Source organism: Cupriavidus sp. GW823-FHT07B10, from assembly GCF_058794355.1.
On the sequence record NZ_JBXAGS010000013.1, the window covers coordinates 126,500 to 150,145 of the forward strand.

At 62.3% G+C, this 23,646-nt stretch carries 15 protein-coding genes and 4 pseudogenes; 10 read left to right on the plus strand and 9 right to left on the minus strand.

The features are described 5' to 3' along the window. Nucleotides 1-2,036 precede the first annotated feature (2,036 nt). Nucleotides 2,037-2,408, minus strand: a pseudogene (locus tag AC1Q6V_RS24375) (integrase core domain-containing protein); the annotation flags it as partial. A gap of 196 nt (nt 2,409-2,604) precedes the next feature. On the opposite strand from AC1Q6V_RS24375, the gene AC1Q6V_RS24380 reads away from it, so the two are divergent. The 5 genes and pseudogenes from AC1Q6V_RS24380 to AC1Q6V_RS24400 form a co-directional block, all read left to right on the plus strand. Then, nucleotides 2,605-3,249 (plus strand): DUF1326 domain-containing protein, encoded by a 645-nt coding sequence (locus tag AC1Q6V_RS24380; protein WP_011154035.1) that lies wholly within the window; start codon nt 2,605-2,607, stop codon nt 3,247-3,249. Next, nucleotides 3,246-4,034 (plus strand): DUF2182 domain-containing protein, encoded by a 789-nt coding sequence (locus tag AC1Q6V_RS24385; RefSeq protein WP_011154036.1) that lies wholly within the window; start codon nt 3,246-3,248, stop codon nt 4,032-4,034. The genes AC1Q6V_RS24380 and AC1Q6V_RS24385 overlap by 4 nt, the downstream gene beginning before the upstream one ends. Before the next feature lie 42 nt (nt 4,035-4,076). After that, the gene (locus tag AC1Q6V_RS24390) at nt 4,077-4,304 is read left to right on the plus strand and encodes a GDCCVxC domain-containing (seleno)protein (protein ID WP_082236118.1); all 228 of its coding nucleotides are present in this window, start codon (nt 4,077-4,079) and stop codon (nt 4,302-4,304) included. 1,032 nt (nt 4,305-5,336) lie between these two features. Next, entirely contained in the window at nt 5,337-7,235 is a 1,899-nt protein-coding gene (locus AC1Q6V_RS24395; protein ID WP_011154037.1) for a potassium transporter Kup, read from the plus strand. A 317-nt stretch (nt 7,236-7,552) separates the two neighbouring features. Beyond that, nucleotides 7,553-7,775, plus strand: a pseudogene (locus AC1Q6V_RS24400) (CheR family methyltransferase); the annotation flags it as partial. Between the two features lie 19 nt (nt 7,776-7,794). On the opposite strand, the gene AC1Q6V_RS24405 reads toward AC1Q6V_RS24400, so the two are convergent. From AC1Q6V_RS24405 to AC1Q6V_RS24435, 7 genes are all read right to left on the minus strand, one after another. Further along, nucleotides 7,795-8,556, minus strand: coding sequence for an HpcH/HpaI aldolase family protein (locus AC1Q6V_RS24405; RefSeq protein ID WP_011154041.1), 762 nt, complete (start codon nt 8,554-8,556; stop codon nt 7,795-7,797). Continuing rightward, nucleotides 8,543-9,787, minus strand: coding sequence for a type III PLP-dependent enzyme (locus AC1Q6V_RS24410; protein WP_041688643.1), 1,245 nt, complete (start codon nt 9,785-9,787; stop codon nt 8,543-8,545). The genes AC1Q6V_RS24405 and AC1Q6V_RS24410 overlap by 14 nt, the downstream gene beginning before the upstream one ends. Next, nucleotides 9,784-11,628, minus strand: a complete 1,845-nt coding sequence (locus AC1Q6V_RS24415) for an IucA/IucC family protein (RefSeq protein WP_011154043.1) — start codon at nt 11,626-11,628, stop codon at nt 9,784-9,786. Before AC1Q6V_RS24415 ends, AC1Q6V_RS24410 begins: the two co-directional genes overlap by 4 nt. Before the next feature lie 28 nt (nt 11,629-11,656). Then, nucleotides 11,657-12,832 carry an MFS transporter gene (locus AC1Q6V_RS24420; RefSeq protein ID WP_011154044.1) on the minus strand — a complete coding sequence of 392 codons (1,176 nt, stop codon included), beginning with the start codon at nt 12,830-12,832 and terminating at the stop codon, nt 11,657-11,659. After that, nucleotides 12,829-14,646, minus strand: coding sequence for an IucA/IucC family protein (locus AC1Q6V_RS24425; RefSeq protein WP_011154045.1), 1,818 nt, complete (start codon nt 14,644-14,646; stop codon nt 12,829-12,831). Before AC1Q6V_RS24425 ends, AC1Q6V_RS24420 begins: the two co-directional genes overlap by 4 nt. Continuing rightward, nucleotides 14,643-15,755: an ATP-grasp domain-containing protein gene (locus AC1Q6V_RS24430; RefSeq protein WP_454750305.1), complete on the minus strand. Its 1,113-nt coding sequence runs from the start codon at nt 15,753-15,755 to the stop codon at nt 14,643-14,645. Before AC1Q6V_RS24430 ends, AC1Q6V_RS24425 begins: the two co-directional genes overlap by 4 nt. Nucleotides 15,756-16,035: 280 nt before the next feature. Continuing rightward, nucleotides 16,036-18,159 carry a TonB-dependent receptor gene (locus tag AC1Q6V_RS24435; protein WP_041688647.1) on the minus strand — a complete coding sequence of 708 codons (2,124 nt, stop codon included), beginning with the start codon at nt 18,157-18,159 and terminating at the stop codon, nt 16,036-16,038. Nucleotides 18,160-18,589: 430 nt separating this feature from the next. Here AC1Q6V_RS24435 and AC1Q6V_RS24440 point away from each other — a divergent pair, with 430 nt between their 5' ends. After that, entirely contained in the window at nt 18,590-18,910 is a 321-nt protein-coding gene (locus AC1Q6V_RS24440) for a hypothetical protein (protein WP_011154048.1), read from the plus strand. Between the two features lie 703 nt (nt 18,911-19,613). Here the strand turns inward: AC1Q6V_RS24440 and AC1Q6V_RS24445 are convergent. Beyond that, nucleotides 19,614-19,853, minus strand: a pseudogene (locus tag AC1Q6V_RS24445) (transposase domain-containing protein); the annotation flags it as partial. A gap of 124 nt (nt 19,854-19,977) precedes the next feature. On the opposite strand from AC1Q6V_RS24445, the gene AC1Q6V_RS24450 reads away from it, so the two are divergent. The 4 genes and pseudogenes from AC1Q6V_RS24450 to AC1Q6V_RS24465 all read left to right on the plus strand — a co-directional run. Continuing rightward, nucleotides 19,978-21,210 (plus strand): site-specific integrase, encoded by a 1,233-nt coding sequence (locus tag AC1Q6V_RS24450; RefSeq protein ID WP_011154050.1) that lies wholly within the window; start codon nt 19,978-19,980, stop codon nt 21,208-21,210. After that, nucleotides 21,207-22,154: a tyrosine-type recombinase/integrase gene (locus AC1Q6V_RS24455; RefSeq protein ID WP_011154051.1), complete on the plus strand. Its 948-nt coding sequence runs from the start codon at nt 21,207-21,209 to the stop codon at nt 22,152-22,154. Before AC1Q6V_RS24450 ends, AC1Q6V_RS24455 begins: the two co-directional genes overlap by 4 nt. Then, on the plus strand, nt 22,151-23,146 hold the full coding sequence (locus AC1Q6V_RS24460) for a tyrosine-type recombinase/integrase (protein ID WP_454750067.1): 996 nt from the start codon (nt 22,151-22,153) through the stop codon (nt 23,144-23,146). Before AC1Q6V_RS24455 ends, AC1Q6V_RS24460 begins: the two co-directional genes overlap by 4 nt. An 88-nt stretch (nt 23,147-23,234) precedes the next feature. Next, a pseudogene (locus AC1Q6V_RS24465) lies at nt 23,235-23,477 on the plus strand (transposase domain-containing protein); the annotation flags it as partial. Nucleotides 23,478-23,646 lie beyond the last annotated feature (169 nt).

Below are 23,646 nucleotides of genomic sequence, written 5' to 3' on the forward strand. Positions count from 1 at the left end.
ACGACGTAGCCTTTTCCAATAAGGAACGGAATGTCAGAAACAACCAATCAGTCCGGAACCGCTACCTGGTCGTATGAAGAGCTTACGGCAATCACGGAGGAGTCCCTCCGCCTTCTTCTGGAGAAGTCCCACGGGGACATCTCCACTGGTCGCCGGGACGAGTGGGTCGCGTATGGCCTTTATCTTGGGTGGTCAAAGCAGACTGAAGGTCGAAGGAAGCGTGAGGACGATGAGCGGCTGTACAAACTTACCCTGCGATTCAGGGGCGCAGGTTAGACGGACTCCAACCTGGAGACATCGCTGACATAAGCGCTAAGGGTCGCTCCCCCGAAAGGCTTCCAACCTCTGCGACTATATGTCCGAAAATACATCACCCAATTGTGGTATGAATCCGGAAGCATGGGTATACTTGCCTCCGGGTACACATTTCATGTTGTCCCACATCCCGTTGAACCCCCGGTCCCCCGGGGGTTTTTTTCGCGGTATCAGAATGCTGACCGGCCCGAGCGGCTGCGATGAAGTAGTCGCGATTGGCAGCACGGCTGTAGAGGCTTGGCTGGGCTGGATTGACCTTGGTTAGCCTTGGATTTGCGAGTTGCGAGTTATGCAAGGCCCTGATTTATAAAGCGTTATCGGCCACGCACGATGCGCCGAGGTGCCGTTCCGTTGTCTTGCAGACATTTGTGTGTCCTCACGCTGCGTTTCCTAAATGAAACTTAGGATAGTGCTGTGTGTGCCGCGAGCAAGTTACGGCCGGCATCAATGCCATCGGTGCCGTGATCCAGAGTGCAAATCAAGCAGGCGAGGACAGAGCCGGACGCGTGCGCTAGCGTCGGACGTTGGCGTCAGGGACGCAAACAGAGTGAACATATGGCACACCCAAAGCAGCTCACTCCTCGAACATGGAACGGCGCTGAGGGCGCTCCCGGACTGTAGCTAAATTTCACCTGACAGGCTTGGATGGCCGTGATTGGCTTCCGGTAACCTTTGTTTTGCAATTTGCGAGTTGCGCAAGGCGCTGATTTATAAAGCCTTCTAGTTTGTCACCAAAACTCGTTGCGATGGCGGCGGTGATGGGTGCGGCGCTTGCGGCGGTGGGATCGGCAATTCGAGGATGCGCCATTGGCGCAGCGGCTGGGTCAGGTCGTCGGCGAGTAATAGCCTACGATCATGCCATGTCAGATGCCAGCTGCTCTCCATGATATGCTTGTGCTCCCACTTCATGGGCCTGGCTCATGGGGTGATCCAACAGGCGCTCCAGCATGTCCTAGAAACAGGCATAGGGCTCGATCAGCAAGTGAATCTGCGCGTGGTCGCCTCGCGAAACGTCTGGCTTTTCCTGCGAAGCTGACACCAGCTGGCCGGGTTCCCGATAAAGGACGCGAACTTGTCGAATCAAGCATCAAGGCGCTTCAAAGTTCATGTTGCTCTTGGGTCCATCAGCATAGTCGATCGACATTCCCTATTTGAGATCGAGATCCCGAATCGGCGGCGGATACTCGAAAGCCATAATGGCCTCCAGGTTTCCGCTAGCGGTTGTCCTAAACACTTCAATAAGGAAGCGACGCCCGTCGTGATGCACGCCACTAACGTGGTAATAAACACGACCCTTCCACTGCGTCAAGCCGACCTCGAGTGGTAATTTAACACCTAACCGGCGCGCATAGTTGTTCAAACGAGGATCGGAAACTAGATCATTAAGGTTGCCCATGTCGCTCAGCGCTGCGCCAATTGGCGATCCAAAGAATCATAGTTCGATACAAACCGACATGCAAAAATCGATAAATGTCTTTCAGGTTTCAAATCGATCTTGCAATTTCTACATTCGAACTTTTGCAGTCTTTGCATGATTTTCATAACCAGGAGCCACGGGCTGACCAACGAACAGCTGCATATGTCAGCATTTGCGGCCGGCGTTCAGTGAGAGCTTACGAGGCCGTCTTACAGTTCTCCCGCGAAGCAAACGAAATGCCACAGAGGTAGTTTCGCTTGTTCGGACAAAGAGCCGGAGTTTATAAGTGGAAGCGCTGGTGCAGTCAGGCTGCCGCTTTGATTGCTCGCAGCGTGGCGAAGTATGCCTTATCCGGGATCTGGTCTCCAGACTGGAATAGGGTCGTCGTTCGTTGTACCAGGTCACGTAGTTCGCGATAGATCCGCGCGCATTGCTGACCGAGTCGTAGGCTTTCAGATAGACCTCCTCGTATGCTGCGCCAAAGTCGTTCGACGAACACGTTGTCGCGCCAACGGCCCTTGCCGTCCCTCGACAGCTGGATGCCGCGGCCAAGCACGGCGTCGGTGAACTGTGCGGCGGTGAACTGGCTGTCCTGAACGGTGTTGACGATCTCCGGCGTGCCGTATTTGGCAAAGGCCACCTCAAGCGCCTCGACAGCATGGCCACTCTCCAGTGTGAATCGCCAGACCTGACGCCTTCGGCCCCCGCCAAGAAGACACAACTGGGGGCCCGCAGCTTTTTGACTTTGCCGATTCGCTTCACTAGATTCGAATCAAACGATCGAGGAACAAGCATTGATGGCACCGAGCGAGCCCCGAAGTGGCGCTTGGTGTACATTCAGAATGCAGGGAAACAACCATAGGACAACAACCATGACCCCCTGGGAAATTCAAGGTACCGAGCTGATTAACTGCAATTGCTCATACGGTTGCCCTTGCCAGTTCAACGCGCTACCGACCCATGGTTTTTGCGAAGCCATGGGTGCGATTTCGATCAGCAACGGCTTCTATGACGTCGTGCGACTCGACGGCGTCAACATCGCGGTGGTGTTCAAATGGCCGGGTCCGATTCACGAAGGCAAGGGCAAGTGCCAGCCAGTTGTCGACGAACGGGCTAGTCCGGAGCAACGTGATGCCGTTCTGAAAATCATGTCGGGTCAGGATACCGAGCCATTCGCAACGATGTTCTCTGTTTTCGCGTCGACGCTCGAACAGGCTTACGATCCTATCTTCACGACGATCGATTTCGACGTCGATGTTGATGCGAGGCGCGGCCGAATTCATGTCGAGGGGGTATTCGACATCGTGGGAGAGCCGATTCGGAATCCGGTGACGGGCGCCGAGCATCGCGCTCGAATCGATCTGCCGCTCGGCTTCGAATACGAGATTGCCGAAATCGGCTCGGGGACGAGTCGCTCGCAAGGCAATATCGCGCTGAATCTCAATAGCACGTACGCGCAGTTCGCACGACTGCATATGAACAATAAAGGTCTCATCCGGCATCATACTGCCACATGAGCTGCATCGAGAATTTCCTCGGCCGTGAGCGCGTAATCACAGCACTTGGTATTGTTGCTGTTATCGTGTCGTCGTGGTACTACTTGTGGACTGGTGCGGGAACGGGGATGGCTGCACTCGACATGACGGCAGTCGCATTGTTCCCGCATCGGCTGGCAGATGGCGGCAGCATGGAAATGTCGCTAGCGACCGTGGTCGTGATGTGGTGGACGATGATGATCGCAATGATGACGCCCAGCGCTGCACCGCTTATCTTGCTGTATCGGCGCGTCATTCGATATTACGGCGCGCCGGAATCGAGATCACTCGTTCCGTCGATGCTTCTTTTGGCTGGCTATCTGACTGCTTGGCTTGCGTTTTCGATTTGCGCGACATGGCTGCAGATGATCCTGCAGCCCACCGGGCTTATCTCCGCCATGATGTTGTGGTCGAAGAGCGCGGTCCTTTCTGCAATCGTTCTTGCTGCAGCAGGTTTCTATCAGTTCACGCCGCTCAAGCGCGCTTGCCTAAAGCAGTGCCGTTCGCCGGCGAATTTCCTTACTAAGCATTGGCGCTCGGGAGTCGCGGGAAGTTTCCTGCTCGGCATGCGTCACGGGGCGTACTGCGTCGGCTGCTGCTGCTTGCTGATGACGCTGTTATTCGTGGGCGGGGTGATGAACGTCTTGTGGATCGCGGCGCTGTCGCTGATCGTTTTCGTGGAAAAAATCGTGCCGGGCGGCGATCGGCTCGGCCGCGTGCTAGGGGCGGTGTTGATTGCCTGGGCCGGTGTGACGCTGCTGGCATGAATGACTGTAGATTCGCCTCGACAGGTGTCAAGCCAAACAACTATGAGCAAGATTCTGCTTGAATCGACCCTCACTTGCCCGCACTGTGGCTGCGTAAAAAAGGAAGTTATGCCTACGAATGCATGCCAGTTCTATTACGAGTGTGGCCACTGCGGTGCAGTTATGCGGCCGAGGCGGGGTGACTGCTGTGTATTCTGCTCGTACGGAACAGTGAAATGCCCACCGATCCAACAGAAAAAAGGATGCTGCGTCTCGCTTCGCGGGGCGTGAACTGGCTGGAGTTCAGGAATAGGAGTAGATGACCCTTGGTCTGAGAGTGCCACATGGATAGAGAAAGCGCCGCGTGGCCTGTGCTCCCCTGGTTCACATAATGACAATGACTCCAGGAATCGCAGGAGCGTCTCGGGTGGCCGGTACCGAGCTCGCTGCCCATCTAGCGGATTCATTTGAGCGCGCTCGTTCTTCATCGTCAGGCTTCGGCCGAGCAACCATTCAATCTCAGTTGCCCTGACGCCGGACTGCAACCATCACCATGGCAGGCGAATGAGTAGTGCCAACAAGGGATCCAGCTTGATGTGGGAAAAAAGAACCCGCCGGAGAGGCGGGCAGTTCAAAGGAGGTAAAGTGAAGGATATAACCTTCGATTCCAGCATACATGGAACGTGGGCCGGCGCGCTGTCGGATTGTGTCTGATTACGCTGGCGCCCCATCTCATGAAGGGACTGCTTGCGACGTCTCATGCTATCGCATGATTTCGTCTGGCAAGATGCCTCGAAGACCTTATGCTGGAGGTCGCAGGAAAGGGGCCAGTGACCTTCGCTCGACTCGCCTTGAATACAGGCGGTCTTCTGGTTAAGGCCCACGATGGTGCCGATGTGCTCGTGCAAAGGCTGATCGGTGAGGAGACGGTATCGCCGAGCAGGAAGTCTGCGCGCTGCGCTCGTTGCGGTGAGGGCGGTATGCGTGCGGCGGTGGCTGCGGCGTCACGGCGGCGTAGGAAAAGACCGGGCCGGCGCGTTAAACGTCCCCGACCACAGCATGGATCAGATGGTCTGCGATGTAGCGACAGTCATGCCGATATGCAAATTGCTGGTGCGGTTGATCATTCGGTCAGATACTTAGGTGCAGGGCAGCAAGGATGTCCATGATGCGCAATGTAGCGGCTAGCGCGGCGGCGCCAGTTTTGTGGATCTGGCTGACCGGGCGAGATGGTCGATCGTCTACCGTTCATCTAGAATCGCACGAGTCCATTCAACTTGCCTTTCAGCGATCTGCCGATGAGCGATTAACAAAAATAATTCGATGACCCAGTCCGCCACCGCTCATTACTTCGTCGAAAGCCCCAGTACAGGAGCCTTGGTGCTCGGCGCGGTCGGTGTCGTCTTCGGTGATATCGGCACTAGTCCGCTGTATGCACTAAAGGAGTGCTTCAGCAAGGAACACGGCATCGCCTTCAGCCCTGATGCCGTGCTGGGCGTCATCTCGATTCTGTTCTGGGCCATGATCATCGTGGTCTCCATCAAATACGTGGTGTTCGTCATGCGTGCCGACAACGACGGCGAGGGTGGGGTGTTGGCGCTGATGGCGCTGGTGCTGCGCACCGTGGCGCAGCGCTCGAGGAAGGCCAAGATCCTGATGATGTTGGGCATCTTCGGCGCCTGCATGTTCTATGGCGACGCCGTGATTACGCCGGCGATCTCGGTCCTGTCGGCAGTGGAGGGACTTGAGATCGCGGCTCCCCAGCTTTCGCAATTCGTAATACCAATCACGCTGGTGATCCTGGCAGCGCTGTTTCTGATCCAGCGCCACGGCACCGCAGCGGTTGGAAAGCTGTTCGGGCCTATCATGACGACGTGGTTTGTTGCCTTGGGAGCGCTTGGCATCCTCAACTTGGTCCAGGCACCGGAGATTCTGAAATCGATCAATCCTTATTACGCCATTAGCTTCTTGGTCGAGCACGCCCTGCAGGCCTTTATCGTGCTGGGCTCAGTATTTCTGGTGCTGACCGGGGCCGAGGCGCTATATGTCGACATGGGCCACTTCGGCGCGCGCCCAATCCGCATCGGCTGGTTCGTCCTCGTAATGCCGTGCCTGATATTGAATTACTTCGGCCAGGGCGCGATGCTGCTGCACAACCCGGCCGGCGTGGAAAACCCGTTCTTCCTGATGGTGCCGGAACTACTCCAGTTGCCGATGGTGCTGCTAGCGACCAGCGCCACCGTGATTGCCTCGCAGGCCGTGATCTCGGGTGCTTTCTCGTTGACCAGCCAGGCGATCCAGCTCGGCTTCGTGCCGCGCATGCGCGTACTCTATACCTCTGCCGCCGAAATCGGCCAAATCTACCTGCCGGTAGTCAACTGGCTGTTACTGGTGCTGGTGATCGGCGTGGTCATCTCGTTCAAGAAGTCGGAGAACCTGGCTGCGGCTTACGGGATCGCCGTGACCACCACCATGGTCATCACCACCTTTCTGGCAGCGGTATGCATGCGCAATGTGTGGAAGTGGGACCCGGCGCTTGTGGCGGTGCTGGGCACTAGCTTCCTGCTGGTAGATCTAGCATTCTTTGCCGCCAACCTTCTCAAGATCGCCGAAGGTGGCTGGTTCCCACTGCTGTTGGGCAGCGCTGCATTCTTTATGCTGATGACCTGGTACAGCGGACGCAAGCTGCTGCGCGCGCGCAGCCTGGAAGATGGCATTCCACTGGAGCCGTTCATTGCCGGCCTGCTGGCGCACCCGCCGCATCGCGTCGAGGGCACCGCGGTATTCCTGACCGGAAGCATCGACACGGTGCCGGTGTCACTACTACATAACCTTAAGCACAACCGCGTGCTGCACGAACGTGTGGTGTTCCTGACCTTCGTTACGCGCGACATCCCCTATGTTGATGACGACCAACGCGTCAGTTGCAAAGACCTGGGCGGTGGCGCCTTTATCCTGAAGTCAGAATACGGCTTCAAGGAAACGCCGGACGTGCAGAAGGTGTTGGACCTGGCTGACCGCAAGCTCGGCATGCATTTCGAGTTGATGGAAACGTCATTCTTTATCGCGCGTGAATCGGTGATCCCGTCCAGGCTTCCGGGCATGCCGATGTGGCGCGAAAGCTTGTTCGCCTGGATGCATCAGAACGGGGCAAAGCCATCGGATTTTTTCCAAATTCCTGCCAACCGTGTGGTCGAACTGGGCACCAAGGTGGAGATATAAACGAACCGCCTGTATTAGTCTATTGCCGGGCGCTACATACTTAGTGGTCAGATAAGACGCTAAATTAACCTCACAGCGAATGCTCGTCACCGAACAGATCGCTCCGCATCCATCGTCGATTTCCTCTCTCCGCGATGGCCGGCAACGAATGCGGCGCCATTCAGTCCGCGCGCCGACGTATCGGGTCAGCCACCGGGTAAAAGGGGTAAAAGCGTGCGCGTGCCCTCGGCATTGGCGCGCTCGGCGGCAAAGCGGGCCAGCACCAGCAGCGCCTCGCGATGCCGGAAGAACAGGGTCTCGGGCACCACCACCGCCTCGAACCCTATTCGATCGCCATAGCCCTGCTCGATGCCGGCGTGCCCACGGCGCGCTTCCGCATCGACGCGGTCGACGTTAGCGCCCGTGCGCTGGCGCGCGCGCCATGGCGAGTACGGCGGCAACGCCTTCCGCAGTGGCCCGCTGGATTTCCGTGACCGATATTTCACCGCCGGCCCTGCAGGCTACGCGCTGGACCCGCGCGTGCGTGCGCAGGTGCGGCTGCCAATTCACACCACGGTTGTTACCGATAGCCCGTCAGCAACTGCTTCATGGCCCGAAAGGCCGTAGCGCGGTCATCGCCGAGCAGAAAAGCGTGGACGCCCAGTTCTCGCCAGTGCTCGCACTGCCCGATAGCGCGGGGGATGGCACAGAAAGGCACACCACGCGCCTGGCAGGCTTGCGCGATGCGCTGGATTGCGGCTTGAACTGAGGGATGCTGCGCATCAGCCGGCACGCCAAAACTTTGCGACAGGTCGATCGCGCCTTCGAGCACCATGTCGATGCCCGGTACAGCGACAATTTCGTCAATGGCGTCTACACCTTCCCGGTCCTCGATCATGGCCACCACCATCAGCTCCCAGTTGGCCCGCTGGAAGTAGGCCGGCAACGTCAGCGTGCCGAAGCCGGTCGTCCGGCCCCCAGTAATGCCGCGCGTGCCGAGCGGATGGTAGCGGGTACTGTTGACCGCCAGCTCGGCCTCCGCCCGACTGCGCACGTGGGGCACCACGATGCCCTGCGCCCCGGCATCCAGCACGCGCAGAATGATATCCGGCGCCGCCCGAGGCACTCGTACCAGGGCAGTGATGCCGGCGCATTCCGCGGCACGAATCATGTTTTCCAGCGTCTGTGGATTTACCCCAACGTGCTCAAGATCCAGGATCACAAAGTCGAAGCCGGCATAGCCGATCATTTCGGTCACCAGCGGCAATGGCAGGGAATTGAGCAGCCCGAACACCTCGCGCCCGGCAGCGAGTGCGGCCTTTAGCCGGTTAGGCTGCAGCATGAGCATCCTCCGCAGCAAGGTAGCAGTGCTGCGGGTGCGGGTGGCGCAGGAAGTCATGGTGCGAGATATGCCAGGCGTAGGCGCCGGCATACGGGAACACCACCATGTCTCCGGCACGCACACTGTCCACCGGCGCGTCCTGCGCGAGGACGTCCTTCGGCGTGCAGAGCTGGCCGACCACGCTGACGCGCGCGTCCCGCACGCCGGGGCGGGCAAACGGATAGCGCCACGACTCGACCGGCAGCACCCGGAACGGGTGGCTGTGCCCTTGCGCATAGGGCGTGCGGAAGTGGTGCGTGCCGCCGCAGGCCACGACGAAGGCGCGGTCGAAGGCGTGCTTGACGTCGATCACTTCCATCGCGTAGTAGCCGCAGAAGGCGGTGATATAGCGCCCGCATTCAAGGCGCACGGTCAGCCCGTCGCGCTGCGCCGACAGCGCCGGCAGGCCTTCGGCAAAGCCGGCCCAGTCGAACTGCCGCTCGGGCTCGCGGTAATTGACGCCGATGCCGCCGCCGACGTTGACCTGGTCCAGCGTGTCGAGCCCGTATTCCGCGCGCCAGCGCCTGACCTGTTGCAGGTAGGCGTCGAGCAGGCGCAGGTGGGCGGCGGCGTCGAGCTGGTGCGACATCAGGTGGAAATGGAAGCCGCGCAGACGGATTTCCGGGTGTGCGCGCAGCCACGCTAGGCACGCGGGGAGCTGATCTCCGGCGATGCCGAACGGAGTGGGCTTGCCGCCCATCATCAGCGTGGTGGCCTGCAGGCCTTCAATGGCCAGGTTGACGCGCAGCAGCACCGGGGCGGTGACGCCGCGCGCGCGCGCGAGCCAGGCCAGGCGTTCGAGTTCATGCAGGCTTTCCACGTGCAGCGCCTCGACGCCGAGCTCCAGCGCGCCGGCCAGTTCCGCATCGGTCTTGCCGGGGCCGCTGAAGATCAGCGGCACGTCGGCAAAATGCTCGCGCACCCAGGCCAGTTCGCCGCCGGAGGAAATCTCGAAGCCGTGCGCCAGCGGCGCCAGCGTCTGCAGGATCGGCAGGTCGGAGTTGGCCTTGATCGCGTAGAACAGCTCGAAACCCGGCGGCAGGCCGCGCGCGGTGGCGGTGGCATGGCGCCGCAGCGCCTCCAGGTCGTAGACGTAGGTGCTGAGCGGGGCGCTGGCGTTGGCAAGCGCATTTGCAAGCGCGTTCTGCAGGTGGTCGGTGACGCGCGACCAGCGCAGTTCGGGGGCGGTCATTGCCATGCCGCCTCCACGCCGGCGAAGGGAATGGGATTGGCGACGGGCACGTAAGTCGAGGCGCGGTCGGCGCGCTGGAAGAAGCGGTTGCTGAAATTGGTCTTGGCCGGGAACGGGCTGCCGGCGAGCAGGCCGTTGATGCGCCGGGCCGAGGCCGCGTTGCCGTAGCGATGCTGGTAGGTATGCAAGTGATGGCGCACGACCGACCACAGCCGCGTGGTCATGGCCGGGCGGCTGCCACCCAGCTGGGCGATGACCTCGCACAGGTTGTTGACGAACAGGCAATAGGCGACGCGGTTCCAGCCCTGTTCTTCGTCGTACCACAGCGACGACCGCGCGCGTTCACTGAGTTCTGGCATGGAAGACGCGGGATGGCACGACGGCGTCAGCTTCACCCCCTCGAAGTCGCGCAGGAAGAGTTGCGCGGGCAGGTCCTGGCGCAGGCCCAGCACCACGTTCTGCAGGTGCGGTTCGAAGATGACGCCATGCGCGAAGAAGAGATGGAAGACCGGGTAGAGCAGTTGCGACACATAGGCGGAGAACCAGCGCTCGGTCATGGCATCCACCGTGGTCCCGGCCTGCGCGGCGAGCGCCGCCAGCAGCCGCTGCATGCGCGCTTCGCCGTAGTAATGGTTGCCGAACAGCGAGCCGGCCAGCAGCGGCACGCAGTCGGGCGCGCGCAGCGTATCCACACTCTGGCGCAGGATCAGGCCGAAGCCTTCGATGACCTGGCGGTTCTGCTCGGTATCGGCGTCCTTGAGGTCGACCGACAGGAAGGCCGGCTCCTCCATCAGCGCCAGGCCTGGGAACAGCCGCGCCAGGTCCGGCAACAGCGGACGCAGCACGCGGTTGACGTGCATGGCGCTTTCCAGCTCGTACCAGGCGTTCTTGCGCACGCAGTTGGTAATGCGGATGTTCAGCGACAGCTTGTAGAAGTACGGGTTGCCGGGCTGGTACAGGGTCCGGATCGACGAGGTGGGAAAGAAGTCCGCGCCCTGCGTGCCCAGGTCCTGCAGGCGGCCGCTCGCCAGCGCATCGTGCACCAGCGGATGCTCGCGCAGGTAGCCTGCCTGCCAGGGGTGGACCGGTACCGCCACGCGGTCGGCCGGCACGGCGGGGGCATTCGCTGCGATCAACTGGTCGCAACTGGCGTCGCGCAGCGACTGCTGCGCGATGTCGCCGCGCGGCACCGCGAACCATGCCAGCGGAAAGCGGGTGCGCAACTCCGGCGAGTAGCGCAGCAGGTCATCGTCGGAGAAGCCCTGCCGGCTCTTCGGCGTGGGGTGGAACGGATGGCCGAAGGTCAGCGATTGCTCGGAATCGATATAGGCCTCCACCGGATCGGCAGGAATCGTGGCGGGCACCGGCACGGACAGCACTTCCGTGCTCACGGCGACGCTGTTGCGGATCTGCTCCATCAGCTCGGTGTTGGGCGGCAGCTCGTGCTGCTGCGCCATCTCGCGCAACAGCAGCGCGGCCAGCGCTTCCCAGTCGAGCAGTGCCCACGGCTTGTTCTCGGCCTTGTGGAATACCGGCGAGAGGTAGCGGTAGTTGCCGGTCAGCCAGGCACCGCCGACCACGGACAGCAGCCGGCCGTGGATATGCGGCAGCTGCACTTCCAGCACTTGGGCCGGCTCGCGCTGCAGCGTCATGGCGATGGTCGCGGGCCAGTCGTTGTGCCCGGCGGGCGGGCCGACGCGCAACTGGCCGGCGGGGGCCGCGACCTCGCGGCAGTAGCAGTTCAGCAGTGTTTCCTGGCAGCGCCGCGCGGCGGCCAGTTCCGCCAGTTCCGTCAATACGCGGCGCGTGCCGGCATGTTCCATCTTGGTTTGCACTTGCATTGTCTTGTGACCTCGTTCTCGGGAGGGATCAGAGTGCGCTTATGCGCTGTCGGGCGGTAAGGAGCAGGTAGGCGACGGCCGGCGCGAGCAGCGCGGCGCCTAGCAGGTAAGGCGCGCGCTGGCCGGCCAGGCTGACTGCCGCGCCGGCGCCAAGCCCGGCCACCACGCCACCCCATTTGGAACTGCTTTCGAACCAGCCGAAGGTGCGGCCGGCGTTGCCGGCGTGCACCACGCTTGCGACCAGCGCATGCAGCGCGATAAAGCCGGCCGTCATGGCGATGCCCATCAGCAGGCGCCAGGCCACCAGCGCCGGCAGGCCGAGCGGCGCCGCTTGGGCCAGCAGGGCGATCACCAGCGTGCCGTAGGCGGTGGCGAGCAGCCCCAGCGACGGGGCCAGCCCCAGCCGCCGCGACAGCAACGGTGCCGCGGCCAGGTACACCAGGTGGGGCAGGCCGAACAGCAGGCCGGCCGTGGCCGCGGAGATGGCAGGCATGCGCTGCTGCATGTCGGGGATGAAGTACGGGAACGTCACCACGGTGGCGAACACGAAGGCGAACTGCAGCACGTAGATCTGCCGCGGCGTGGCTGGCGCCGATACGCTTGCGCCGCCCGCGCGTGTTGCCGGGCGCTTCGCAGCGCCGGTGGCTTCGCCGGCAGGCAGCCATGCGATCAGCGCCGCGGCGGCCAGCGGCAGCAAGGCCAGCCAGCGGTACAGCACGATCGGCGATTCCGCCCCCATCCACAGGCCCAGGCAGGCGGGCGCCGCTACCAGCGCGGCGCGCGCCGACCACTGCATCGCCGTCAGGCTGCGCGTGAGCGTGGTGCCGCTGGCGACCGTTGCCAGGTAGGCGTTGGAGGCCGAGAACGTGCCGCCCAGCACGCCCTGCAGAACCAGGGCCGCCAGGAACGCAAACGAGTTGGTCGCATAGCTGGCCAGCAGGAAGCTTGCCGCCAGCCCCAGTTGCGCGCGCATCAGCAGCGGCTTCTTGCCGAAGCGGTCCGCGAGCCGGCCCCACCATGGCGCCGACAGCGCCGCCAGCAGCGTCGGCACCACGTAGAACGCGCCCGCGAGCCACGGCACGTCGTTATGCAGCGAGCGCTGCAGGATCAGCGCGAAGAACGGCGGCATGCCCAGCGCCGCGAAGGCGGCGATGAAATGGCATAGCATCACCACCGCGACCACCTGTCGCGTGCCCGCGCTCATGCGGCCACCCGCAGGAAGTTGGGCGCGCGCTTGCCGTAGAACTTGTTGACGTCGGTTGCGCCGGTCTGCGCCTTCTCCACCAGCGATGCAGCGGTCAGCAGGTACTTGAGGTGCAGGCGGTCGTCGTCGAGCAGCACCTGGCGGGCGAAGCCGGTGTCTTCGCCGGCGGCGGCCAGGTCGGCAAGCACGGCCGCCACGTGGTCCCGCACGCGCGCGTAGCCGGCGGCCGGATCGGTGCCACGACGCTGCGCAAGGCCTTCCACCAGCGCCGCGATATTCAGTTGCAGCGTGATGGTGACGAACATCTGCGCCAGCGGCAGCGCCTCGGCCACGCCGATGCGCTGGTCTTCCAGGCCGTCGAGGCGGGCCGCCAGCGCCGGCCAGCGGCGACCGAGCGTGCCGCGGTCGATGCGTGCCGCATCGTTGTCCTTCAGCAGCAGGCGCAAGCCATCGTCGGAGTAGACCAGCATCGAGTTCTGCTGGTTTGACTCCAGGGCAATGCCGTAGCGCAGCCATAGCGTCAGGTGCAGTTGCAGCGTGAGCGCGAGGTAGGCGTCGAACCAGGCATCGAGATCGCCGCCATGGTAGCGGCCGGCGAGTGCCTCGGCCACGCAGTTGCCGCTTGCGGTCTCGGCGAGCAGGCCGGCCACCGACACCACGGTGGCGTTCGCCAGTTGCTGCTCGGGGTAGCGGCGCAGGATGTAGCCCAGGAACGGTCGCTGGTCCACATGGGCGCCGTTGGCTTCATCGGTGAACAGCACCTGTCCGTTGAGGCCCGGTTCGCGCCGGACGATATCGCCAAGCAGTGACTGGATGCGATGGCCGTCGCCGATGGTGCTGGGCTTGATGGTGCGGATGTTCCTGGCGCCCAGGGTGCGGATCGTGAGCGGCAGCTTGACGTGCCACGCGGGCGCATCGAGCAGGACCAGCGAGCGCACCGACAGGGTGGGCGACACGCGCAGGTATGTGCGCGGCGCGCGGATGACCTGGCAGTCGAGCCCGGCTTCGGCCATGAAGCCGTCCAGATGGTGCTGCCATACGAACGGATGCACGGGCACCAGCGCATGCGATGCGGCGAGCGCGGGATCGAGGCCGACATCGGCGAAATCCGGCCAGTTCGGCGGCAGCGCGTCGCCGCTGGGATGATGGCGCTCGCGCGGCACCGCCAGCCAGTTCAACGCGAATGCGGGCTGGAACTCGGGCGCGTAGCGGGCGAGATCGCTGGCGGCAAAGCCCAGCTTGGCGCGCGCGGTGGGGTAGTAGGGGTGGTCGAGGAAGCCCGCGACGCGGTCATAGTGCAGCATGCGCTGGTCCCATGCCGGCAGCGCGTGGCCGTCTGCGCTGTGCGGCTGCGCGAACCAGCGCGCGCGTTCGGCCATCGAAGCCTTGCGGTGCTCGACCGCCGCACGGCATTCATCGGCGTAGGCGGTGAACAGCCGTGCGTCTTCGGCAGGAAGATCGCCGGCAAATGCGGCCAGGATGGCATCGACGTCATGCAGCGCGGCGAACGCTCCGGCGTCTTCGCGCAGCAGCGGCGGGCGGGTCAGGCGCCATTCCTGCATGTAGCGGGCGGGCGTTACCGGGATCCACACCGTCCCGGCGCCAAGGTGCGCCACGCGCAGCCACTGCTGGCCGGCGTCGAAACCATGCGCAGTGGCGGCGGGTATAGCGGCAGTGTCGCGTAGTTCGCCGCGGCTGGCGCATGCGCGGACATCTTCGCGCAGCAAGGTGTCGACGACACGAACGCAAATATAAGCCGCATCCGCATCCGGCGCGGCAGAGAGCCCCGGTTCTTCAGGCAGGCACGCGGTCATTGTGTGATCTCCCAGGCGAGCTTGCTACTGGCCATCTCCACCGCTGCGGCAAGACCTTTGAGGTCGGGACCGCTGCCGCGCAGCACGCCCAGGTAATCCTTGTTCGAGTTGGTTAGCTGAATGGCGTCGCCCACCTTGCGCAGCGGCTGGTAGGTCAGGCGCACGCCGTCGCCTTCATGCTGGCTGTGGCACGGCGCATGCCTCAGCGTGCCTTCGGCCTGGGCCGTGAAATATCGGATCCAGGCCGCCCGCTTCGGTACCTCGAGCGCCGGCAGGGCTTCGCCCAGGTGCAGGCGCAGGACCTGCTCGAACAGCGGGAACTGCAGCGTGTCGGACAGCAGGAACTCGCGGTAGTCGCCGATGCTGCGGTAGTTGATCTCGATGAGGCGCGGGCCCTTCGGGGTCAGCACGTATTCCGTGTGGCAGGCGCCGAAGCCGATGCCGAAGCGGCGGATGGTGTCCAGGACTTCGGCCTCGACCGACGCCGGCAGGCCGGTGCCCCATACGGCTTCCAGTTCTACGAAGTACGGCGGCGGCGACAGGGTCACGCGGAAGCCGCCCAGCGCGCGGATCTCCTTGCCATCGCCGAGCGTCTCCAGCGTGTACAGCGGGCCCTCCAGGTATTCCTCCAGCAGCAGCGCCTGGCCGGGGTGCCGGACCCAGATCGCGCCGCAATGCTCGGCCAGTTCGGCGTGGCTGCGCGCCAGGCTGACCTGCTGGCTGGCCACGCCTTCGCGCGGCTTGACGATGCACGGCATCGGCACATCGGCGAGGGCAGTCAGGCCGGCGGTATCGCAGACCACCGCATGCCACAGCGTGTCGATGCCCGACTCCGCCAGCCGCCGCCGCATTTCCGCCTTGTTCTTGGCGGCGTAGGTGGTGCGCCAGTCCTTGCCCGGTAGGCCGAAGTAGGCCGCTGCAATCGCCGTGGCCGTCTGCAGGTGATCGCTGTTGGAAAAGACTGCGCCGGGCTTGCCACCTCGTCTGGTGATGGCATCGATGGCAGCCAGCGGATTAAAGACATCGCACGGAACAATATCATCCGGGTAGGCGGGCAGCCCTGCGCTAGCGAAGTGAGCGCGATGGGCATCGGCGCAATCAGTCAGCATGACCACGGACAGGCCTAGTGCTCGTGCGGCAGGCAGAAAACCTTCGTTAATGGGGGCAGTAGGGACGTGGGCGAGTACAAAGATCTCTTGCATCGATATGTAGCTTTATGAGAGATGTTGCAAATACAAATTGCAATGATTCGTATTACTGTCGATGGGTGAAATTTCGTCGCGGCCATGCGTTGATTGAGGTTGCCGGAGCTAGAGAAGGGACGGCCCTGAGAGCCGCCCTCTAGTGGCTTATGGCCTTACGACAAGTTTGTACTGCGGTGTGGATGCTTTACATCCGGTACCGCAGCGTCGCCATCACGCTGCGCGGGGCACCCGGCATGTTCAGGTTGGAGCTGGTGCCATGCGCCGACACGATGTAGCCCTTGTCAAACAGGTTGTACACGTTCAGCTGCGCCTCGAACGCGCCGCGGCGGTACCAGGCCATGGCGTCGGCGGTGACGTAGCCAGGCAGCGTCACGGTGTTGAGCGGATCGGCATAGCGCGCGCCCACCAGGTTGAGGCCTGCGCCCACGCCGAAGCCGTGGCCCAGGTCCTTCGTCACCCACGCGTTGCCCGAGTGGCGCGGCGTGATGGTGGCGCGCTTGCCCTGCAGCGCGGCGGTGGACTTGGTGATGGTGGCATCCAGGTACGCGTAGCCCGCCAGCATGCGCCAGCCGCCGCCCAGCTCGGCCGCGCCGGAGATCTCGATGCCGTCGGTGCGCTGCTCGCCGATCGGCAGTAGTGCCGTGTTGGTGGCGTTGGCCACCTTGATGTTGCTGCGCTCCAGGCGGAACACCGAGATCGTGGTGCTGGCCTTGCCGTTCAGCCAGTCGTACTTGGCGCCGACTTCAGTGTTGTTGGTGGTCTCGGGCGCCAGGTCGGCGTTGTTGGCCGCCAGCGCAAAGGCCTCACCCGACGGCTGGAACGACTTGCTCCACGACACGTAGTACGACTGCGCCTTCGACGGCTGCCACACCAGGCCGGCGCGCGGACTCCAGGCGGTGTCGGTGCGCGACAGGTCGCGCTGGCCTGCGATCCGGTTCCTGGTCTCTTGCTGGAAGTTGTCGTAGCGCACCCCCACCAGCGCCTTCCACTGCTCGCTGAACTTGATCATGTCCTGGGTGTAGAACGCCAGGGTGTCGAACACGCCCAGGTTCGAGGTGGTCGGGTTGCCCGGCGCCTTCAGCGGCAGCGTCATCAGCACCGGGTTGAACAGGTCGAACACTGCCGGGCGGCCGTTGGCGCCGAGCACCGGCTTGGTGTTGTTGACCTGGTCCTTGTTCTGCTGCCCGATCTCCATGCCGTACAGGATCTCGTGCTCCATGCCCAGGAAGGTGGCCTTCTGGGTCAGGTCGGTCTGGTTGAACCAGCCATGTTCCTCGCGGCGGACATTGCCGTGGTTCATGGTCAGCGTGCGCGCCGCTTCGTTGACCGCGGAGGTCAGCGTGTTGTTGCGGTCCAGCGAGTAGTGGTAGTAGCGCGTGGCGTTGCGGATCGACCAGTTCTGGTTGAAGCGGTGGTTGATCGTGGCAGTGCCGGAGAACACGCGCGACTGCGAGTAGTCGGCATCGCGCGCATTGGCCGCGCCGTAGTAGCGCGAGGCCGGCACGTCGACCGGGCGGCCCTGGTAGGCCGGGATGCCGAAGTCGGTGACGCGGCGGTCTTCCAGGTAGTCGGCCTGGAACAGCACGGTGGTCTCAGGTGCGACGCGCAGCTCCAGCGACGGCGCGATCGCCTTGCGGTCCAGGAACTGCTGCGAGCGATAGCTGTTGGCCTTCTCCACGGCGCCGGTGATGCGGAACGCGGCGGCGCCGTCGGCGAACACGCGGCCGACGTCGGCCTCGGCGCGGCGGTCGGCCCACATGCCGTAGCTCAGCGCGAAATCGGTGACGTCGATGCCAGGCTTCTTGGTGACGCGGTTGATCAGGCCACCGGCCGAGCCACGCCCGTACAGCACCGCCGCCGGGCCCTTGACCACTTCGACGCGGTCCACGTTGGACAGGTCGCGGAAGTACAGCGCGTCATCGCGGATGCCATCGACGAACTGGTCGGCGATCGCGGTGAAGCCGCGGATCGAGACCTGGTCGCGCTGGCCATCGCCATGTGAGAACGACACGCCGGGCACGTTCTTCAGCGCGTCCTGCATCGACGTGGCGTGCTGGTCGCGCATTACCTCGGCGGTGACCACGTTGACGGTCTGCGGGACGTCGCGCAGCGGCGCTTCGGTCTTGGTTGCGCTGAGCGCGTTGGGCGGGTTGTAGCCGGCGCCCAACTCACGGCTGACGTCGGCCTTGACGGTGACCTCGGGCAGCTGCGCCGCTGCAGTCGGTGTCGCCTGCGACCAGGCTGCCATCGGTTGAAAAACGAAAGTCCCCGCCACCGCGGCGCAGATCGGGTGAAGCTTTATTCTCATTCTTCGGCTCATGTTTTGTAATGCTTCGTAATATTTTTTGCAAACGCGACGCATTATCATTTGCGTTTGTTGGAAGGTCAACCTTTTCTTGAACCAATTGGGGCCGCCGTCGTAATCTATGGGCGGACTTGCATAAGAGCCTTATGGAGCATATCCACCCGACCGGAAGAATTGCAGGACTCGGATTGTGGCCAAGTGCGCGCTACGGGGGGCGGACTCGGTTCAAGGTGGAAAAAGCTGCGTGTTGCGGGGGCGGATTGGCCGTAACGCCAGTTCGCGAGCGGATACAAAGGCTTACAACGCTCTCAACCGCGAGGGTCAACCGTGAAAACCCACTGCCGTTACAGGAGGTAACCAGCTTTAGTTTCTGCACATACCAAACAGGACGAGGACGCTCTAAGGTATTGGCAGCATTCGACGGAATCGCATCATGCAAAAGATCTTGGCAGTTTGTGCAATTGCAGCCGCGTCAATACTCGTGTCAGGTACCGCCCAGGCAAGGGTGGACGTGGGAATTGGCATCGGTATCCCTGGTGTCGTTATTGCTGCGCCGCCGCCCCCGGTGTACTACGAACCGGCCCCTGTCTATGTTGCACCACGCCCTGTAATCGTGGCACCCCCGCCCGGTTATTACGACGACGATTGGCAAGCGCGCGCCTGGCGCGAGGAACAGTGGCGTGAACAGCGATGGAGGGAGCGTGAATGGCGAGAGCGCCATCGCAGGTGGCACCGCTGGCATGACGACGATTGACGCTCCGGAGCGCTGTACTTTTGACGCGCCGGCGCTGTACTTGGATGTCAGGTCGCGTGCCAAAGACAGTGGGCGCCTTCAGACGAGATGGCGATGTCGCCGACGGCGGGCAGGAGGGTCCGATAAACCATGGCGGTGGTCCCGATTCGAAGTCCCAGGGCGCCTACTCCAAAGCTGGCGAAGGTCGCCGAGATGACCCGCCACCCATTTTGTATATGTCTGGACGCAGCCAGTAGAGGGTTCGAGCCTACATCAGCCGCCCGGCACACGGCACCACGGTACGCATTCACCAAGCGGTAGCCCGCGTAGACCTCCTGAGAATTACGCACTGCATACGGCGCCTCGTCAACAGAAGGGCCTCTGCGGCCAGCCACAAGGCCCCTCTAACAGAGACTTACTTTGCTTACGTCGAGTCCTTGAGTCCTCAGCGGGCAGTGCTTGATCCAGTCGCTGAGCCGCTTGCGCTGCCGGCTGAGCTAGAGCCCGTGCCCGACGCGCTAGATTGAGGGCTCACACTTCCGGAGCCGGATAGTGATCCGGTACCACTGGTGCTGCCCGCGGCCGTACAGCCGGCCAAAGCGCATACGATTACTAGTGCGAACGCAGTCGAGGTCGTCTTTCTCATCTTGTGCTCCGTTTATTGGGATCGGGCTCCACGGCATCGTAAGCGCGCGGTGATCCCGTCTTGACGACAGCGCCGCGGTCAGGACTGCGGGAGTTGCCAGTGATGAGGCAGAAGCTCCTCGAGGCGACTTGCGGGCTGCGTTGGCAGTCGTGTGAGAACGTCTTTGAGATAGGCGTAGGGATCGTGACCGTTCAGCCTGGCCGACTGAAGGAGGCTCATGGCCGCAGCAGCGCGACGGCCTGCCCGAAGCGATCCCGCAAAGAGCCAATTGCTCCGGCCGAGAGCAACCGGACGGATCTGGTTTTCGCACCAGTTATGCCGGCTCCCCGATTATGCCGCGTCGTGCACGCGCATGACGGTGGGTATGGCCTTTCATGATCGCTGTGTCGGCATAAACATATGATGTCTCAGGCTGGCTAATGCGCTGGCCAGGAGAGATCAGATGAATGCAACACGCACAGTCAGCGAATCCGGCGGGCTGCCGGCCCATCACATCGATGCATTTCTTGATCGTCTACGGACGGCACACTATTCCGAGGTATCGCTTCGCAAGAAACGAAGAGTCCTGTGCGTGTTCTCCGGGTGGATGAAGAACAGGAACATTGACCTGATCGATCTCGATGAGTCTGTCACGGCTCGTTTTATGAATCGCATGATCGACGCTTCAAGAGACCGCGTCCAGCGTGCGCGTCCCACCTTACGGCAGTTTCTTGCCTATCTGCGCGCGGAAGCCATTGTGTGTTCGCCGACGTTGGGCGGCCAGTCCGAGATTGCGCGCATTTATCGCCGATACCTGGACCATCTGAGGCAGGATCGTGGACTCGCGAAGAACTCGCTGCTCGTCTACGGCCCCTTCATTCGCGACTTTCTCGACAGCCACTCGGCCAACGACGGAACGATATTGGCAGATGCATTTTGCGCCGTAACGATCCGAGATCATTTCCTTACCTACAGCGAAGGTCGATCGGCGGAGTACACGCGGCTGATGGCAGTTGCGCTTCGCTCGTTCTGCCATTTCCTCTTTCTGCGCGGCGATACGGCCCGAGACCTGTATGAGTCAGTGCCGTCAGTTCGTAAGTGGCGACAGTCAACTGTACCGACGTTCCTCACGCCTGAGCAGCAAGAAGCTCTCATTGCGTCCGCAGACCGGTCGACTCCGACTGGGCGCCGTGACTACGCAATCCTGCTGTTGTTGGCGCGGCTCGGTCTACGTGCCGGAGAAATAGTTGCCATGCAGCTCGACGACATTCACTGGCGTTCGGGGGAACTCGTCGTTCATGGCAAGGGGCAGATGGTGGAGCACGTCCCCCTGCCATCGGAGGTCGGAGCAGCAATCGCTACATATCTCCGCGATGGTCGCGGAGCAAGTGCATCGCGGCACGTATTCCTTCGTAGATTGGCACCTCGGGTTGGTCTGGCGGGACCGGCGGCGATTGGCAAGATTGTTTGTCAGGCCTTCGCACGTGCAGGTTTCCGCCCCGCGTGCCGTGGTTCCGCACATCTGTTCCGTCACGGTCTGGCGACGACGATGATTCGCCACGGGGCCTCGATCGCAGAAATAGCTGAGGTCTTGCGGCACCGCTCACCGGACAGTACCGCGATCTATGCAAAGGTCGCGTTCGAGGACCTGCGCGGGGTCGCGCGCTCGTGGCCCACGGCGGGAGGTGCAATATGACTTCGATCCGTGACTCCCTCGCTCGGTACGTGGCGGTCCGCCGCGCTCTCGGGGCATCATTCTATGAACCTGCATTGGCACTCGGTCATTTCGTTGATCTTCTGGAACATGAAGACGCAGAGTTCATTACTACCGATCTGGCTCTGCGCTGGGCGATGACGCCCGCACTCGTCGAACGCGCCACCTGGGGGCGGCGCCTCTCTCAAGTGAGAGGATTCGCCAGATGGATGAACGTCATTGACGGTCGAAACCAGATTCCTCCAGCAGGACTCCTGAGTGCCCGCAGACGGCGCAATGCCCCGCATATTTACACGGAGCAGGAAATTGATCTGCTTATGACCCGCGCCGCTCAACTGCGATCCCGAACCGGCATGCGAGCACTGACCTATTCGACGCTCATCGGGCTTCTTGTAGCGACGGGCCTCAGGCCAGGCGAAGCGCTTCGGCTCGACCGGTCCGACGTTGACCTCGTCAGCGGGATACTCTCCATCCGGGAATCGAAGTTCGGCAAATCGCGCTTTGTTCCTGTAGCAGAGTCGACCCGGGTGGCACTCGAACACTATGCCAAGAAACGCGATCAACTCTGTCCTTCACGATTGAGCGAGGCGTTCCTGGTTAGTGAGCGCGGCAAGCGATTGAAGGCCGGAACTGCACGAAGCATGTTCGTCAGAATGTCGCGCGCTGTCGGTCTGCGATCGGCGACAGAGGATGGGCGCGATGGTTACGGCCCGCGCCTCCAGGACTTCCGGCATAGCTTCGCGACGGGAAGGCTGGTCGAATGGTATCGCGCCGGTCTGGACGTAAGTCGAGAACTGCCGAAACTTGCCGCCTACCTCGGGCATGTCAACATCGGTCTTACGTACTGGTACATCGAAGCGGTTCCTGAGTTGCTTGAACTCGCGGCAGCCTATCTCGACAAGGACTGTCCGGGAGAACGGCCGTGAGCGCCGCCAGCCTCCCAGCCCTGGTTCAGCGCTTCTTCACCCAGCGCCTGCTCGAGCAGCAAGGTCTGAGTTCGCATACGGTGGCAAGTTACCGTGACACGTTCCGGCTGCTGCTGGCGTTCGCCACTAAGCATATCGGGCGCGCGCCGTCAAAGCTCCGAATCGAGGACTTCGACGTGTCGTTGATCGAGGAATTCCTGCAGCACCTCGAACACGGCAGAGGCAATTCTGTGCGCACACGCAACACGCGGCTTGCCGCCGTGCATGCCTTCTTCCGGTTCGTCGCAGTCAGCGAGCCTGCGTTGTTTCTGCAGTGTCAGCGCATTCTTGCAATCCCATCCAAACGCTGCGAGCACGGCCCAGTTGAGTTTCTGACCGAGAGCGAGGCCGCCGCTCTGGTAGGGGCGCCTGACGTACGAAACTGGATCGGCAACCGCGACCGAACGCTGCTTCTTGTAGCGGTTCAAACGGGTCTGCGCAATAGCGAATTGACCGCACTCCGGCGTCAGGATGTGACGCTCGGCACAGGCGCCCACGTTCGTTGCCTTGGCAAAGGCAGAAAGATGAGATGCACTCCGCTGCGACCGGATGTAGTTGCCGTCCTGAAACAGTGGCTGCTGTATCAACCAGGCGAACCAGGTGATCCGGTCTTCCCCAGTTCGCGCGGTGGTCATCTCAGTGCCGATGCTCTTCAGCGACTCGTTTCGCGCAACGCTGAGATCGCGCGCCTCTCGTGCCCCTCGCTGAAGAAGAAATCAATAACGCCTCATACGCTTCGGCACACGGCCGCGATGAGCCTGATGCATCACGGCGTCGACCTGACCGTGATCGCGCTCTGGCTCGGCCACGAGTCCTCCGAGACGACTCAGATCTATTTGCACGCCGACATGCAACTCAAGGAACGCGCGCTCGCGCACACCACCGCGAGCGGTGTCGCGCCGACACGCTACAAGCCTCCAGATCCGTTGCTCGCCTTCCTGGAGGCTCTTTGATAATGCCGACAATCGGAGCGATCGGGAACAGAGATCCGCCCAACCGTCGTGTGCGTGGATTCATGACGCGGCATAATCGGGGAGTCGGCATAATCCCTGCGAGAACGCGATCAGGCCATTCGTGATCGGACGGAGAAACTTCCTCTTCTGCGACACCGTGGCCGGTGCCAACGCCAGCGCAAGTCTTTACTCACTGGTGGAAACCTGCAAGGCCAACGACGTCGATCCGTATCAGTATCTCGTTGCCTTGTTCAAGGCGTTGCCACACGCACAGACCGCCGACGACTACGAGGCTCTGCTGCCCTGGACGCTCAAGTCCTCAGACGCCTAGCGGATACCGCCGGCGGCCGCAAGGGACGCCCTCAAAAGACCGCTTACCTAGATCCTATGCAGCAGGGGTGAGATCGACGAACTGATACCTAAAATCAGCGAGTCGAGGGTTGCTCAAAGGAGAGCATCATGCGCACAGATCAGGCAGATAGATCACACCCAGAGGAAGT